This window comes from Roseivivax sp. GX 12232 (assembly GCF_021272185.1).
Lineage (GTDB): Bacteria > Pseudomonadota > Alphaproteobacteria > Rhodobacterales > Rhodobacteraceae > Roseivivax.
The window spans coordinates 106,296-121,655 of the sequence record NZ_JAJSEC010000009.1 but is presented as its reverse complement, the minus strand read 5'-3'; the positions used below and the strand labels follow the sequence as shown (position 1 = coordinate 121,655).

Below are 15,360 nucleotides of genomic sequence, written 5' to 3'. Positions count from 1 at the left end.
TGTCCTGGCTCAGGCGCCGCTTAGCGCGCTGTGAATGTCCTCGGCCGCGTCGCGCCCCTCGGCGACGGCGACCACGGTCAGGTCCTCGCCCGGCGTGCAGTCGCCGCCGGCCCAGATGCCCGCCTCCGAGGTGCGGCCCGCGCCGGTGACGCGGATCTTGCGGCCCTCCATCTCGAGCCCCGCAACCGGCACCAGCGTCTGGCCGATGGCGCGGAAGACCTGGTCGGCCTGCAGGCGCAGGCTCTCGCCGGTGCCCTTCAGCCCGCTGCCGTCATCGGCGGTATACTCGAGCTCAAGCTCCACCGCCGCGCCGTTGCCATGCACCGCCTTGGGCTGGACGTTGCAGAGGATGCGCACCCCCTTCGAGGTCGCCAGGTCCTGTTCGAACTCCGAGGCGCCCATGCGGTCCTGCGACCGGCGGTAGGCGATGGTCACCGTCTCGGCGCCCAGAAGCTTCGACTGCACCGCGGCGTCGATGGCGGTCATGCCGCCGCCGATCACCACCACGTTGCGGCCCACGGGCAGGCTGGCCAGATCCGAGGCCTGGCGCAGATCGGCGATGAAACGCACCGCGTCCTCGACGCCGTCGCGATCGTCGCCGGGGATGCCAAGCGCGTTCACATCGCCCAGGCCCAGCCCCAGGAAGACCGCGTCATATTCGGCCTTCAGCCCGTCGAGCGTGATCTCCCGGCCAAGCGCCTTGCCGTAGTCCAGCGTGATGCCGCCCACCTGGACCAGCCAGGCGACCTCGCGCTGGGCGAAATCCTCGACCGACTTGTAGGCGGCGATGCCGAACTCGTTGAGCCCGCCCGGCTTCTCGCGGGCCTCATAGACCACCACGTCGTGGCCCTTCATCGCCAGGCGATGCGCGCAAGCGAGGCCCGCCGGGCCCGCGCCGACCACCGCCACGCGCTTGCCGGTCTCCGCCGCCCGCGCATAGGGATGGCTCTGGCGCGCCATGAGCGCATCGGTGGCATGACGCTGCAGCCGGCCGATCTCCACCGGCTTGCCCTCGGCGATCTCGCGGACGCAGGCGCCCTCGCAGAGATCCTCGGTCGGGCAGACCCGGGCGCACATGCCGCCCAGGACGTTCTGGTCAAAGATCGTCCGCCCCGCCGCCTCGGCCTGGCCGGTGGCGATCTGCCGGATGAAGAGCGGGATGTCGATCTCCGTCGGGCAGGCGGTGACGCAGGGCGCGTCGTAGCAGAAATAGCAGCGATCCGCGGCGACGGACGCCTCGTGCGGATCGAGCGGCGCGTGCAGATCGGCAAAGTTCTCCGCAAGCGCCGCGGCCGGCAGACGGCCGGCGGTGATGCCCGGTGTCAACGGGTCGGCCATGGTGTTCCCTCCTGTTGGTCTCTTTTTCGGGAAGCTTGGCACGGATTATTTTTTTATCAAACGGTAAATTTTATCCCGGGGCATTTTCCGCCTCACACCCCGCCACGGAAGACCATGCTGCCCGGAAAAGAGGCGCTGGCCGCATCTCCCCGCACAAACCCGCCCGGCCCAGAGGCGAACCCCCGCCAACACCCCGCCCGGCAACAAAAAAGGCGGGCCCAAGGCCCGCCCGTCACCATCACCGCCGTGCAGGGCAGATGCCCGCCCGGGTCACCTGGCCGGCCGCCCTCAGGCGCGACCGGTCATTCCGAGAAGCTCGGACCGCTGCTCCGCCGTCAGCCCGGTCTCGATCCGGGCTTCCTTCTTGGGAAATGGAAAGGCCAAGGGTTTGTTGAGAATTTCCAGGTAGGCCTCGCTGCGCGATGTGCTGTCAGACATGAAAGTATCCCCCCTTACTTCTGAACATGGATCGCGCGGGCAGTTTGGCCTAGAATGGCCGCAAAACAAAGTCTTTTGAACTTCACCCATGTCGCTCACGGCGCTTTCCCCGGATCCGCGGGGCTCGCTCGCGGACTACGACCGGACCCTCGGTCAGCTGGCGCTTCTGGCGGCCACCACGGAAAGCTTCGGCCGTCACAGGCTCGATCACGCGATCTCGATCCTGCACGGCGCGATGATGAGCGGGCAGTTCCGGCTCTATGCCGATCCCCGCGGCCGCCCCGCCGCGGCGCTGATCTGGGCCCGGCTCGATGCCGAGATGACCGAGGAATACCTGGAGAACGGCCGCCTGCCGAACCTCGCCGCCTGGACCTCGGGGCCGGATCTCTGGCTCCTGAGCATCATCGCCGAGGGCCCGGCGCTGAAACCGGTCCTGCGCGACATCCGCGGCCCGCTCTTCGCGGGGGATGCCCGGGTGCATGTCCTGCGCCCCTCGCCCGGCGGCGAGCGCCGCGTCGTGGCCTTCACCCGCGAGGGTGTGCGCCTCCTGCGCAAACTGCCCCCCGCCCGCGACGCCACGCCCGCCTGACGGCCCGCCGCCCGACAAAAAACGCCCAGGAACACCCCCAAGCCCCGACCACCTGGCGCCGCCCTTCTGCCTCCCACGGCTCCCACGGTCAGCATCCCCCGCACAGAGCCCGCCAAAAAAGCGCCCCCCAATACAGGCCTGACCGGGCCCAAAATACTCCGGGAGCGCGAGGGCAGCGCCCTCGCACGGGTCGGCCCGGCCGCAAGGCCGGGCCGATCCTTCTCACCCCGGCGACACATCCCCGCCGCCGGGGCGCAAAACCCCACTCAAGGGACGAACCAAAACCTTACCGCGACAACACCCGCAGCCGGCTGTCCCATTCGCCGCGGTCGACGTAGCAGCCGTGCAGGTGGCGGAAACCGGTGCCCGGGTCGAAGGCCTCGCGGCCGTGCAGCACCCGGCGGTTGTCGAAGACCACCATCTCGCCGCCCGAGAGCTTCAGCGAGACCGAATAGGCCGGGTCGCGGGTCAGCTCCATGAAGCGGCGGTAGGCGCGGTAGAAGGGCACCATGTCCTTGGGATCGAGGTCGAGGATGTCCGCCAGATGCGCGTTGAAGCAGATCTCCGAGACCTCGCCGCGGGCATCGAGGGTGATCACCGTCTTGCGGCCCCGGATGTCGGTCTCCGCGTCGTGGAAGCGGAAGGGCACGGTGACGGTGCTGAGCACTTCGAAGGCCTCGGGGTCTTCAGCCTTGAGGTCCTCGGCCACGGCGCGGCCGTCGCAGAAGACCGAACCGCCGCCCTCGGCCTCGTTCGCGAGGCAATGCAGGAACTGGTAGCCCGGGGGCAGCTCCTGGTTGGTCAGATCGGTGTGCAGCGGCAGCGCGTCCGAGGTATAGGCCAGGTTGTTCGGATCGGGCTTGGAGACGACCTCGAAGGTGCGCCCGAAGTTGGTCTCGCGCAGGAAACCGACGCGGCGGGCGACATCCATGCCCGCCTCGGTGGTGTCGGCGAGGCCCGTCACGATCGAGAGCCCGTAGCGCTTGGTCTCGGCCAGCCAGTGGGCCAGCCCCTCCTCGGTGGTCAGCACCTCCTCAGCCGAGACGCGCGGGATGCCCGCGGCGCCGAGGTCGCGGCGCCAGATCACCGGCGCGAGGTCGGCGGGATCTGCGCGGCGCTGGCCGGGGCGGTGGGCCTTGATCCAGTCGAGGTCGAAGCGGCTCGGCGCCTCCTGGCCGGGCCAGGTCAGGACCAGCGCGTCGGGCGCCAGCTCGGCGCTCTCGGGCGCCACGTCGAGCGGCACGCTCGTCAGATCAAAGGCACGTTCGCCGGTCTGCGGGTGGAAGCCCGCGGGATCGGTGTCGCGCAGCCAGATGTAGGGGAAAAAGCCCGCGGTGCCGTCAGGCCAGACGAGGTCGAGGCCCTCGGCCCCGGTGGTGAGAGTCGGTTGCATGATTTGTCCATTTGTCTGTGAGTGCGTTCAGGGCGCGTGAAGACGGGCCGCCCGCGGGGGCGGCCACCACTCGTGGGCCTTCGCATGCGGATGGCCCGGACATCTTCCCAGAACGGTGCACATGGCAAATCGCGTGGTCGTTTCTCGTCCGGCGCAAATAGAGCACAGGCGCCGGGGCGGCTGCAACCAAACGCGGCGGGGGTGCGGGGAGCAGCGGGGCCGCGCGGCCTTGCGGGTCGCGCATGGCGCGGAGCGCAGCGGCCGGGCGCACAGCGGCGGGTCGCTTATGGCGCGGGGTGCGAACGACGGACACGGCGCCACGGGTTGCGCATGGCGCGGGGTGAGAATGCGGTGCGCGGCGCGCCGATCCCGCATCGCGTGACGGCGGGGCGCGCATGATTTTCTCAGAAAATCAGCCGCTCCGGGGGCGGCAGGTGGACCCTTTTCCGAGCGTCACCGCGCGCCTCACCGAATCCCGAGAGAGCAACCGCCCTGCCCGACCCTCTTCGGCCCGGCCACCACCCTAGCCCTCAGCCCGCCACCACCGAACGGATCACATCGGCCAGCCGGCGCGGGTCGAAGGGCTTGGGCAGGATCTTCGTCGCCCCCGCCGCCTGCAGCTCGGCCGAGGCATGGGCCTCGGATTTCGCGGTGCAAATGATCACCGGGCGGTCGGCGTTGAGCGCCGAGGCCCGCACGCCCGCCAGCAGGTCGTGGCCGTCGGGCTTCGGCATCATTAGGTCGAAGAGGAACCCGTCGAAGCGCTGCGCCTCGATCAGCGCAAGCCCCTCGCGGCCCGAGGTGGCGGTGGTCAGCTCGATGTCGTCCTCGATCTCGAGCGCGATCTCCACGAGCGAGATGATGTCGCGTTCGTTATCGACCAACAGGATCTTCATGGCGTGCCTCGTCAATCTCGGGGGTGTCCGGCGCGGCAGCGGGAAAGACCAGCCGGAAGGTGGAGCCCTGGGTCTCGGTCGATGCGCCGTCCTCGGCGTGGCGCGTGTCGAGCTCGACCGCCCCGCCCTGCCGCTCGACCAGCTCGCGGGCGATGGCCAGGCCCAGCCCGGTGCCGGTGACCTGCACGCCGGGGGCATGGGCGGGCCGGGCGAAACGCTCGAAGATCGCGGCGCGGGCGTGGTCTGGGATGCCCGGCCCCTGGTCGCGCACCCAGAGCGCCAGCGCGCCGCCCTGGCGGGCGCTGGCACCCAGCACCACCTCGCCGCCCGGCGGGGAATACTTGATGGCATTGGTCACAAGGTTGACCAGCGCCTGTTGCACCCGCCGGCGGTCGACGGAGATCAGCCGTCCCTCGGCGCCGGGCTCGACCCGCAGGGTGACGCTGAAGTTCTCGGCGTAGCCCGCGAGCGCGGCGGCCACATCGGTCACGATCTCGGTCGCGCGGGTCGGGGCGGGCTCGATCACCAGCTGGTTCTGGTCGATGGCCTGCAGCGTCAGGATGTCGTCGACCAGCATCAGCATGCGGTCGGCGTTGCCCTTGGAGAGTTCCACCAGCTTGCGCCCGCTCGGGACCAGTTCGCCGCCGAAGCGGGTCAGGAACAGGTCGAGCGAGCCCGCCATGGCGGTCAGCGGCGTGCGCAGCTCGTGGTTGATCGACTGCACGAAACGGCCCCGCGTGCGCGCCAGCCGCTCCTCGGCGGTGACATCGCTCAGGACGCAGTAATAGGCGTCGCCCTCGACATTTCCGACATGGCTGATGCGGCAGCGCAGCTCGCGCGTCTGGCCCTCGACCCGGCGCGAGAGCGCCACGGTGGTGCGCTTGCGGCCCTGGCCCGCGTTCTGGTCGGCGGGCTGGCCCGACACTTGGCCCGCGTCCTGGCCCGGGCGGTGCGGCTTGACCAGCGCCACGGCGGCCTCGGCGTTCCTGACGCCCAAGAGTTCCCGGGCGCGGCGGTTGGCATTGGCCACGGCGCCGGCCTCGTCGAAGACCACGATGCCGTCGTCGACGTTCTGGAAGATCGCCTGGAACTGGTTGCCGGCGGCCACCGCGCGGGCGGCCTCGTCGCGCAGCCGCGCCAGCGCCCGGGCCAGGGCCACGGCGCGTTTCTCGGCGATGAAGGCGGCGGCAAGCGCGCAGGCATAGAGCGACAGCGCGATGGCCGCGAAGGAGACCGAGCGCAGCCAGAAGCCCTCGAGCGCCTCGCCGCGCGGCACCGCGACCCGGGTCGAAAGGTCCGAACCGGGGATGCCGCGCTGGCTTTCGATCAGCGCCGCGCCCTCGGGGGCGATCTCGGGCCCGGCCGAGGAGAAGGCGATGGGCCCCTGGGCCGAGACGATCTCGACCAGCATCTCGGGGTCGAGCCGCGTGCGCGCCAGGAGCGCCTCGAAATAGGCCGCGTCGAGCGAGGAGGCGATGACCCCGCGCAGCCCGCCGTCCGGCGAGCGGATCGGCCAGGCGACCGGCGTCACCTGGGTGTCGAGCGTGCGCGCGGTGATCGGCACCCCCAGCGTGTGCCGCCCGGCGGGCAGCGCAGTGGCGTCGCGGAAATAGGCCCGGTCGCCCACGTCGACGCCGATGAGCGGCGCGGTGCTGGCCCAGACCACCCGGCCTTCGGGGTCGGCGATCAGCATCTCGTCGATCTGCTCGGAGCTGGCGGCGATGGCGCGCAGCCGGCCGCCGAATTGCGCCTCGACGTCCTCGGGGCTGCCGATCGGCGCGCGGGCGAGCTCGCCCGCCACGCCGGAGATCTGCGCACTCGCCAGTTCCATCGACGAGGCGAAGGTCTGGTTGAAAAGCGTCGCCACATGCGCGAGCCGCGCCCGGCCGCTGTCGAGCGTGCGCTGGTAGTCGACATAGACCACCAGCCCCACGAAGAGCACCGTGCCGACCGTCAGGAGCGCGCCGCCCAGGAACATCCGACGCGAGCGCCGGAGGGCGGCATAGGCGACGCCGCCGACCTCTACGAAGAACTGCGGATCAATGAGACGGGCCATGGCGGCTCGCGAGGTGGATGCGGCCCCGCGCCGGGGCCTCGCCGGCTTCGAGCGCCCGGAAGGCATTGCCCAGCACCTCCGAGGGGCCGAGGCTGCCCTCGCTGTCGGCCAGCGCGCCGCGCACCGATGGCTCGGCGCCCTTCAACGCCTCGGGCATGGCGGCAAGCGCCGCCTCGGCGCGGTCGGCCAGGGCCTCGACCATCTCGAGCACCTCGCCGGGGCTGCGCCCCAGGGCCGCGCCGCAGAAACATTCGCCCTCCCAGCGCACCAGGAGGTCGCCCGCGGGCATCGGCGCCGCGGCGAGGCTGCGCGAGACCGCGCCGATCAGCGCCTCCTGCTCGGCCTCGGAGAAATCCGCCGCATTGGCCGAAAGCGCGTTGATGGTCAGGGTGAAAACGCTCAGCCGTTCGCTCTGGTCCACCGTGGTCAGCGCGTCGAGAAGCGTGTTCTGGTCGCCCAGGAGCCCCGGCACCCGCTTGCGCCGCGGCTCGGCCCCGCGCACCCCGGCGCCCGGCGCGGCGGGGTTCTTGCGGCGGTCCAGCTCGGCCTTGAGGCGGAGCTGCGCCTTCAGCCGGGCCTGGAACTCCACCCGGTCGAAGGGTTTCATCAGGTAGTCGTTGGCCCCGGCCATGAAGGCCCGCGACAGCGCCGCCTTGTCGGTGCGGCTGGTCAGCATGACGATCGGCACGTCGCGCCAGGCCGAGAGCTGGCGCAACCGGGCGCAAAGCTCGATCCCGTCCATCTCGGGCATCATGATGTCGAGAAGCACCAGGTCGGCGGTCTCGGGCTGGGCCGAGAGCGCCTCGAGCGCGGCCCGGCTGTCCGAGAAGGTCTCGACCGTGTCGTAGCCGAAGTCCGCCAGGGTGGCGACGATCAGCTCTCTCGCGATGTCGGAATCGTCAACGGCGACGATCTTTCTAGCCATGCGTCAATCCTGTCCCACGATCTCAAACACCCGCCAGCCGCCGCGGTCATAGCGCAGTCGGAACGGCGGCGGAGCCCCCTTTTCAAGTTGCGGATAGGCCCGGAGCAAACGGTCCCTCGGGATCTCGCCCGCCTCGGGGAGCCGCACCGCGATATACTGTCCGCGCGGGCGCCCGCCCAGCACGGTGATGTCATATGCCGGCTGGCCCGCGACCAGGAAACCCTCGACGTCTCCGAGCGCGGCCACCAGTCCGGGGTTGCGCTCTACATCGGCGAGAATCCCGCTGCGGTTGTCAAGAAATTCGGCCAGTTCCGCGTCGGCGGCATGGGGGCCTGTCACCCTTTCGCCGCGCGCGATGTCGAGAAGCGCGCGGGTGCCGGGCCCGCCCGCGGCCTGCATCGAAAAAAGCGCCAGCGGCACCGAGGCGAGAAGCCCCAGGACCACCATGGGCACCCGGAAGCGCCCCGGCGGCCAGGCGCGGATCGCCACCACCGCAAGGCCCAAGCTCGGCAGGGCGACAACCGCGGCATCGCCCTCGAAGCCGTATTGCGCGTTGAGCCAGGCCCCGCCCAGAAGGCTGCCCGCCCCGGCGAGGATCGGCAGCGCCAGCCGGGCCCGCCACATCAGCCGCAGCAGCGCCAGCCCCGCGACCAGCAGCCCGCAGAGCGTCGGCAGCAGCGCCCAGGCCTCGGGCCCGGCGCCGCCCTGAACCACCTGGGCCGAGATGAACTCGGTCTTCAGGACCGCGTTGACGAAAAGCAGCGAGCCGATGGCCGCCACCACCGGGAAGAACATCGACATCAGGTAGCCGAAAGACGAGGCCGCCAGCATGCTCGGCCGGGCGGCCAGCACGATAAAGGGCAGCGTTCCCAGCGCCAGGAGCATCCCGTAGGCATGCGACAGCGGCAGGATCAGCAGGCCCACCGCGACCTTCATCATGTCCGGCGCCGCCCCGTTCAGCCGCAGGTTCAGAAGCCCCCGCGCGTAGATCCAGAAGCCCAGAAGCAGAAGCACCGCGCTTGGCCCCTCGGCCAGGGCGCGCAGGAAGAAGGGGTTGAGCGCCAGGAGCACCACCAGGAGCCCCGCCGAGCCCCGATCGTAGGCGCCGCGCTCGCGCAGGTTCAGATACCAGGTGTAGAGGAGCAGCGCCGCCGCCGCCGCCCCGATCAGGAGCGGCAGCGCCACATCCGCCTCGGGGGCGATCATCTGCAGGATCAGCGCCAGCGAGAAGGGCAAGGGCGGGTAGAAGGCATCGCTGGCGCGGAAGACGCCCGGCCCCTCGATCTGGACGATGGCCTTGGCCCACATGTCGATCACCGCGCCCGAGAGGAAGCCTTGCGCCTCGACCCAGGCAAGCGGCACCAACAGGAGCGCGAAAAGCGGGATCAGCACCGTCGCGGCGCGGGTCAGCGCGGTCATGCCAGGGCCTCGCTTTCCGACTTGGCGGCGTCCAACTCGTCCGCGGTGTGCTTGGAAAGCCCGTGCTGCGTCTTCTCCCAGTAGAAGGGATTGCTGATCAGCTGCTTCAGCGCCTTGTAGGAGGCGATGGTCATCAGGACCCAGTAGCCGACCACGCTGACGCCCCAGGGCGCCAGGTCGGTCCAGCGCCGCCGGAAGGGCGCGACCATGGTCAGGTAGATCAACAGGCTGTTGCCGGCGAGCAGGTTCAACAGCGACAGATAAAGAAGGATCGGCGGGAAGAAGGGCTCGATCAGCGCCGCTCCGAAGAGCATCCAGACGATGAAGACGCCCCAGAAGATCGGGTTCAACAGCCCAGAAAGGAAGGTGCCGCCGATGAAGAAGACGAAGCCGATCACCCCGGCCAGGCCGACGCTGCGCACCAGGTGCACCGGGCGGCGGGTGTGGACCAGGAAGGTCTGCATGTAGCCCTTGATCCAGCGCGAGCGCTGGCGGATCCAGTTCGGGATCGAGACGTTGGCCTCTTCGAAGGTGGTGCTGTCGATCACCCCCACGCGGTAGCCCTTCTGGGTGAGCCGGATGCCGAGGTCGGCGTCCTCGGTCACGTTGAAGGGGTCCCAGGCGTTCAGCTCGCGCAGCACGTCCATGCGGAAGTGGTTCGAGGTGCCGCCCAGCGGGATCGGCACGCCCAGGTATTCCAGCCCCGGCAGCATCAGGTCGAACCAGAGCGAATAATCCAGCGTGAACATCCGCGTCAGCCAGTTCTCGCGGGCGTTGTAGTAGTTCAACCGGCACTGGATGCAGGCGGTGTTCTCGGGGCGCTGGCGGAAGGCGGCGAGCACCTTCTTGAGCTGGTCGGGCTCGGGCTTGTCCTCGGCGTCGTAGATCACCAGAAAATCGCCGCGGGCGTATTGCAGCGCGTAGTTGCAGGCCTTGGGCTTGGTCTGGGGGTGCGACTGCGGCACCTCGACGATCTCGAAGACGCCCTCCAGTTCCAGCGCCCGCGCGGCGGCGATGGTCTCGTCGTCGGTCTCCTCGAGGACGATCTTGATGTCGAGCTTGGCCAGCGGGTAGTCGAGCTTGCGCAGCGCCGCGGTCAGGATCGGCAGCACCTCGGGCTCGCGGAACATCGGCACCAGCACGGTGTAGACCGGCAGGTCGTCGTCGCGCATGGCCGCCGCTTCCGCCGCGATGGCGCGGGAGGAACGCTCCTGCACCTCGCCGCCGACCCAGACCAGCACCGCCTTGAACAGGAAATTGCCGGTGTAGAAGACCGTCATGAAGAGGTTCAGCACGATCAGCGTGGTCACCGGCGCCGTCGCCATGCCCGCCAGGAACAGGCTGCCGAGCAGGTAGAGCACCACGATCTGCGGCGGGGTGATGACGCTTTTCGCCGACATCACCGGGTCGGTGTCGGCCAGCCCAAAGACCGCCTGGCGGGATTGCTCCTCGCGGAAGGCCTTCTGCAGCGCCAGCGAGATGTCGAGCTGCGGGGCGACCGCGATCTCGACCTGGCCGGGATAGGTGTCGAGGATGTGCAGGAGCGTGCTGGGACCGGGCCGCGCCGTGGCCACCAGGAGCGCGCCCTCGGGCGTGCGCCTGACCGGCACGGTCAGCGCGTCGGTCATGGCACCCACGTCCTGGGCGCGGATCAGCGCGCGGTCGGGCGGATCGGCGATCAGGTCGATCTGCGGAAGGTCGTAGTAATAGCCGAGCTGGCGATAGAGCTCACCGGGCTTCAGCCAGCGGCGGCTTTGCAGGACGTCGATCAGCCCGACGTTCCACTCCTCGGCCAGGGCCACCGCCTCGTCGAGCTGGGCCGCCGACAGCAGGCCCCGGTCGAGCAGCAGCTCGCCGATTGCCATGCTGTCGACGTCGAGTGCCATGGGTTCAGCCCTCTTGGGTGCCGCGCGACCGGCGGTAGATGCCGCTCAGCACGCGGATGATGACCAGGGTCAGCGCCAGCCAGAGCGCGCCGACGATCCAGGGGCGGTATTTCGCCGCCACCTGCCAGAGGTCCATGCGGTCGGGGTAGCGCACCTCGACAAGATCATTTCGCGCGGTGGAGGCGGCCAGCGCCAGCCCCTCACCGTCGAGGAAGGCCAGGTCGCCCCGGTCGAGCAGCAGCGGCTGCGCCTGGCTCGGGCTCGGCGCGGGGCCGCGTCCGGGGCGCAGCCAGACGCCCGGCCGGCCCCCGGCCTCGACGATCTGGACGAGCCCCACCTCGTCGAGCGCGGCGCCCGCGAAGATCACCTCGCCGGCGCTGTCGCGCAGCTCCACCCGGCCGCGGTCGAAGCGCAGGCCCGGGTCGCTGCCTTCGGGCGCCTCGGCACCGATGTAGAGGAAGGGCCGCGGGGTCGCGGTCTCCTCCGTGTCCTCGTCGGGCAGCGATGCCTCGAGGCTGCTCGCCAGCCGCACCTCGGCACTGTCAGGGAGCAGCGCGCCGGCCACCGGAAGGAGCCAGGGCAGGAAGCCTTCCAGCGTCTCGCCCTCGCCCAGGATCACGTCGGCGCCCTGGCCGAAGGCCTGGCGCATCAGGAAGAAGTCGCTCTCGGGCGCGGGGGCCTCGGCGGTGACGAAGCGGCTCTGCGGCAGGATCTGCACCGGGTAGCCCTGCGGCGCGAACAGGCAGTTGCCGCCCTCGGTCTGGCGCTGGACCACCACGGTCATCAGGTTGTCGCGGCCCACGAGCCCCTCGGGGATCGGGAAATCCATCCAGACCGGCACGTCGCTGTCGAGCGGCCGGCTGCCCAGAAGCGTGTTGTTGAGATAGGCCGAGACGGTCACGCCCCGCCCGTTGACCGAACGCCCCGCGCCGATCAGCAGCTCCACCTCCGAGGGCAGGCGCCCCGGCGCGAAGGCATCGGCGGGCACCGAGAATTCAAAGGTCGAGCTGCCCACCACGTCCTGGCGCAGCTCGGGCGCGCCGAGGGTGGCAAAGCTCACCCGGTCGTCGTCCCCGCCCATGTCCGGGCTCACCGCCTGGGCGGCGATGGTGCCGCCGCCAAGCGCGCGCCAGCGGCTGGTGGCCAGCGCGAGGCCCAGGCCCGGCTCCGCGCCGCCAAACTCCAGGCTCGGCGCGGGGCCCGCGCCCAGCGACACGGTGCCGGTCTCGGCGGTGTCGGGCCGGCCGTTGAGCCCCAGGGTCACGGCCTCCCAGGTCTCGCCCGCGGGCAGACCGCCCTGCCCGGCCTGCAGCATGCCGTATTCGGCATCGAACAGCGCCGCGGCGCGCAGCGCGAAGGGCAGCGCGCGGGCGGGATCGCTGTCCGCCCCGGCCTCGAGCACCTTCAAGGGCGGCATGACCTGCGCCACCCGGTCCACGGTGTCGAGCGCGGCGCGGTCGAGCCTCAGCGCCAGCGCCGACTCCGGCAGCACGGTCAGGAAGTCGCCCGAGGCGCGTTCGTCGATGCAGATGTTGTCGGAGCTGGCCCCGGCGTATTCGAGCCCAAGCTTCACGAAGCCGCCCTGCGCCGCCTCGGGCGGCACCGGCAGTCTGACCTCGAGCGCCTCGCGGCCCTCGTCCAGTCGCTCGACATGCACGACCCGGTCGTTGATCCGCAGCTTCAGATGCCGCTCGACCGGCATGGCCTCTCCGTGGCGCAGCCGCAGGGTCAGGGTCATGCCCCGGATCGCCTCCTCGGCGCCGACCGGAAAGAAGGCCACCGCGCTGCCCGAGAGCTGTTCGAACTCGAAGCCCGCGGCAAAGCCGATCTCGGCCAGGTCGACCTCGCGCAGGACCGCACCGGCGGGAGCCTCCGCTGCCGGGGCGCCCTCCTCCGCGGCGGGGGCGCGCACCTCGACGGCCGGCGTGACCGCCTCCTGCGCCCACAGATAGCCGGGAGCCAGCGCCGCCAGCGCCAGCGCGATCGGGACGTGTCGTGTCATTCCGAGGTCTCGCCCTCTGCCTTCAATTCCCTGATCCGCGCGATCGAGGACCGCACGATGGCCGTGGCCTCGGGGCTGTTGCCCGAGGCCTCGCCGTAGCCGTTGTCGATCGCGTCGAGACCGCGGCGGGCCTCGCGCGCCATGCCGTCGAAGCCCAGCATCGCGGCATTGCCGCTCAGGTCGTGCAACCTGAGGTGCAGCTCATCCGCCGCGCCGGGGGCGCCCGTCTCCACCTGGCGCAGCACCGAGTCGATATCCCCGACCCGGGCGTCGAGCGATTCGAGGAACCGCCTGCGTATGTCACGCACCTTTTGTGAATAATCAGCCAAGCCTGCTCTCCATTTTTGTCCAGAACCTGCCGCCAAGGCGGCTCTCCGTCGAGTTGTGTTCCGTCCTGCACCCGTTCCGCCGCGTCGCTTCCGCGCCGGTTGTCACCGCCGAGCCACAATTGCCCTTACGTCACGCGCCGCGGGGCGCGCCCGATCAGCCCGGGAAGCGGACCCGGAAGGTGGTGCCCTGCCCCTCGGCGGTGGCGAAGTTGATCTCGGCATCGTGCTGGTCGAGGATCGCCTTCACGATGCTGAGCCCCAGCCCGGTGCCGCCGCCGAAGCGGAAGCTCTCGGCATCGCTGCGGGTGAAGCGCTCGAAGAGCACCGGCTGCAGCTTCTCGGGAATGCCGGGACCGGCGTCGCGCACCCAGAAGCCGCCCTCGGGCAGGAGCCCCAGCTCGACGCTCGCGCCCTTGGGCGAGGCCTTGATGGCATTGGTGGTCAGGTTGTCGATCACCTGCTGGATCCGCGAGGCATGGCCGCGCACCAGCACCGGGGCCTCGGGCGTGTCGCTGACCGTGACGCCGACGCCGTGTTCCTCGGCGAAATGCCGGGCGTCCTCGGCGCTCTGGCGTAGGAGGTGGCCGAGGTCGAGCTCGGCGAAATCCATCGCCGACTGGCCCGATTGCAGCCGCCCGGAATCGAGGATGTCGTCGATCAGCCGCCCCAGCCGTTCGGCGTTGCGGCCCGAGACCTCCAGAAGCTCGCGCCCCCGCTCCGGCAGCGCGGCGGAGAAGCGGCCCAGAAGCTGCAGCGAGCCCGCGATCAGCGAGACCGGCGTGCGCAGCTCGTGGCTGACCACGGAAATCGCGTGGTCGCGCTGGCGCTCGACGCGCTTGCGGCGGGTGATGTCGCGGATCACCGCGAGATAGCCGAGCGGCACGCCGGCGCGGGTCTTGAGCCGGGTGGCATTGGTCTCGCCGATGAAATCCTCGCCGTTGCGGCGGCGGTAGCTCATCTCGTAGGCATCGAGCGCCCCCGAGGCGGCGGGGTTGTAGCGCGTGGCCCCGGTCTCGCGGAACTGCTCGAAGTCGGAATAAAGGACCGAGGTCTGCCGCCCTTCGAGATCCTCGGCGGAATAGCCGAACATCTCGGTCATGGTCTCGTTCGTCATGGTGATGCGGCGGTTCAGGTCGGCCACGATCAAGGAGCCCGGCATGGCGTCGAAGATCGCCTCCAGAAGCGCGGTCTTCTTCTCCAGCTCGCGGGCGTCCTCGGCGCGCTCCCATTCCTTGGAGATCCAGCGCCCGAAGAAGCGCACCAACTCGTGCTCCTTCTCGCTGAACGGCTGGCGCCGCGCCTCGGCGGCCGAGAAATTGAGCGTGCCCAGCACCTTGCCGCGCACGACAAGCGGCGTGCCGATGTAGCTCTCGAGCCCGAAGCTCTGGTAGCAGGGATGCGTGGCGATGCGCGAGCGGCCCGCGTGGTGGAAGCTCTCCACGTCCTCGGCGGCCAGCGTGTGGCAGCAGTAGGTCTGCGCAAGGTCGAAGATGGTGCCCGGATCGGGCGCCCCCGGCCCTTCGGAATGCACCACCATGTAGCGCCCGGCCTCGACCCGGCTGACGATGCCGAGGCTCAGGCCCAGGCAGTCGAGCCCGATGGCCAGAAGCTCGTTGGCCTTGTCCTCGAAGGCTTTGTCGGGATCGGCGGCGACCAGGTAGAGCTGGCGCAGGGAGCGGTCGATCACCCTGTCGGTATCGGAATTATCCGTCACCTCGAGCAAGGCCTTCAACATCGCGTTCCCTCCGGAAGTACTCACACACACCCGGCGCAGGGTCCAAAACATGGGGGCCGTCCCCGTCGCCGTTCGACCCGAGTGCAGCATCTGCTGGGAATCTGCAATATGATGTAATTGTGGTGAAAATGTGTGCGATTGGCGGGGGGTGCCGGGGGTGTTGCCGGGGTGTGGCGCGGGGTTGTGCGGCGCATTTGTGCCTTGGGATGCGCCCCGGGTTGCTCTGGCGTAGTTCCGGGAGCCTTCGGGGACGTTTAGGGCATGGTTTTAGGGCGTGACCTCGGGTTCTGAGACGATGGATGTCGAGGCGGTATTTCACCCCAGCCCCACCTCAACTCTGCCGCGCAACCCCTT

At 70.1% G+C, this 15,360-nt stretch carries 12 protein-coding genes; 1 reads left to right on the top strand and 11 read right to left on the bottom strand.

Annotation, left to right across the window (positions count from 1 at the left end; translation table 11 throughout):
• Positions 1-9 precede the first annotated feature (9 nt).
• The gene (locus LR948_RS15070) at positions 10-1,338 is read right to left on the bottom strand and encodes an NAD(P)-dependent oxidoreductase (protein WP_232754908.1); all 1,329 of its coding nucleotides are present in this window, start codon (positions 1,336-1,338) and stop codon (positions 10-12) included.
• Between the two features lie 288 nt (positions 1,339-1,626).
• Positions 1,627-1,776: a hypothetical protein gene (locus tag LR948_RS15065; RefSeq protein ID WP_232754907.1), complete on the bottom strand. Its 150-nt coding sequence runs from the start codon at positions 1,774-1,776 to the stop codon at positions 1,627-1,629.
• Positions 1,777-1,864: 88 nt separating this feature from the next.
• Here LR948_RS15065 and LR948_RS15060 point away from each other — a divergent pair, with 88 nt between their 5' ends.
• The gene (locus tag LR948_RS15060; RefSeq protein ID WP_232754906.1) at positions 1,865-2,365 is read left to right on the top strand and encodes a toxin-activating lysine-acyltransferase; all 501 of its coding nucleotides are present in this window, start codon (positions 1,865-1,867) and stop codon (positions 2,363-2,365) included.
• 286 nt (positions 2,366-2,651) lie between these two features.
• Here LR948_RS15060 and LR948_RS15055 read toward each other — a convergent pair whose 3' ends face one another.
• From LR948_RS15055 to LR948_RS15015, 9 genes are all read right to left on the bottom strand, one after another.
• Positions 2,652-3,758, bottom strand: coding sequence for a TauD/TfdA family dioxygenase (locus LR948_RS15055; protein WP_232754905.1), 1,107 nt, complete (start codon positions 3,756-3,758; stop codon positions 2,652-2,654).
• A 530-nt stretch (positions 3,759-4,288) separates the two neighbouring features.
• Entirely contained in the window at positions 4,289-4,654 is a 366-nt protein-coding gene (locus LR948_RS15050) for a response regulator (protein ID WP_232754904.1), read from the bottom strand.
• Positions 4,632-6,710 carry an ATP-binding protein gene (locus tag LR948_RS15045; RefSeq protein WP_232754903.1) on the bottom strand — a complete coding sequence of 693 codons (2,079 nt, stop codon included), beginning with the start codon at positions 6,708-6,710 and terminating at the stop codon, positions 4,632-4,634. Before LR948_RS15045 ends, LR948_RS15050 begins: the two co-directional genes overlap by 23 nt.
• Positions 6,694-7,635, bottom strand: coding sequence for a response regulator (locus tag LR948_RS15040; protein WP_232754902.1), 942 nt, complete (start codon positions 7,633-7,635; stop codon positions 6,694-6,696). Before LR948_RS15040 ends, LR948_RS15045 begins: the two co-directional genes overlap by 17 nt.
• A 3-nt stretch (positions 7,636-7,638) precedes the next feature.
• A complete protein-coding gene (locus LR948_RS15035; protein ID WP_232754901.1) occupies positions 7,639-9,054 on the bottom strand; it encodes a hypothetical protein in 1,416 nt (471 codons plus the stop codon).
• Positions 9,051-10,940, bottom strand: a complete 1,890-nt coding sequence (locus tag LR948_RS15030) for a glycosyltransferase family 2 protein (RefSeq protein ID WP_232754900.1) — start codon at positions 10,938-10,940, stop codon at positions 9,051-9,053. Before LR948_RS15030 ends, LR948_RS15035 begins: the two co-directional genes overlap by 4 nt.
• 4 nt (positions 10,941-10,944) lie before the next feature.
• The gene (locus LR948_RS15025; protein ID WP_232754899.1) at positions 10,945-12,942 is read right to left on the bottom strand and encodes a cellulose biosynthesis cyclic di-GMP-binding regulatory protein BcsB; all 1,998 of its coding nucleotides are present in this window, start codon (positions 12,940-12,942) and stop codon (positions 10,945-10,947) included.
• On the bottom strand, positions 12,939-13,271 hold the full coding sequence (locus tag LR948_RS15020) for an Hpt domain-containing protein (RefSeq protein ID WP_232754898.1): 333 nt from the start codon (positions 13,269-13,271) through the stop codon (positions 12,939-12,941). Before LR948_RS15020 ends, LR948_RS15025 begins: the two co-directional genes overlap by 4 nt.
• A 154-nt stretch (positions 13,272-13,425) precedes the next feature.
• Positions 13,426-15,006 carry an ATP-binding protein gene (locus LR948_RS15015; protein WP_232754897.1) on the bottom strand — a complete coding sequence of 527 codons (1,581 nt, stop codon included), beginning with the start codon at positions 15,004-15,006 and terminating at the stop codon, positions 13,426-13,428.
• Between the last annotated feature and the right edge of the window lie 354 nt (positions 15,007-15,360).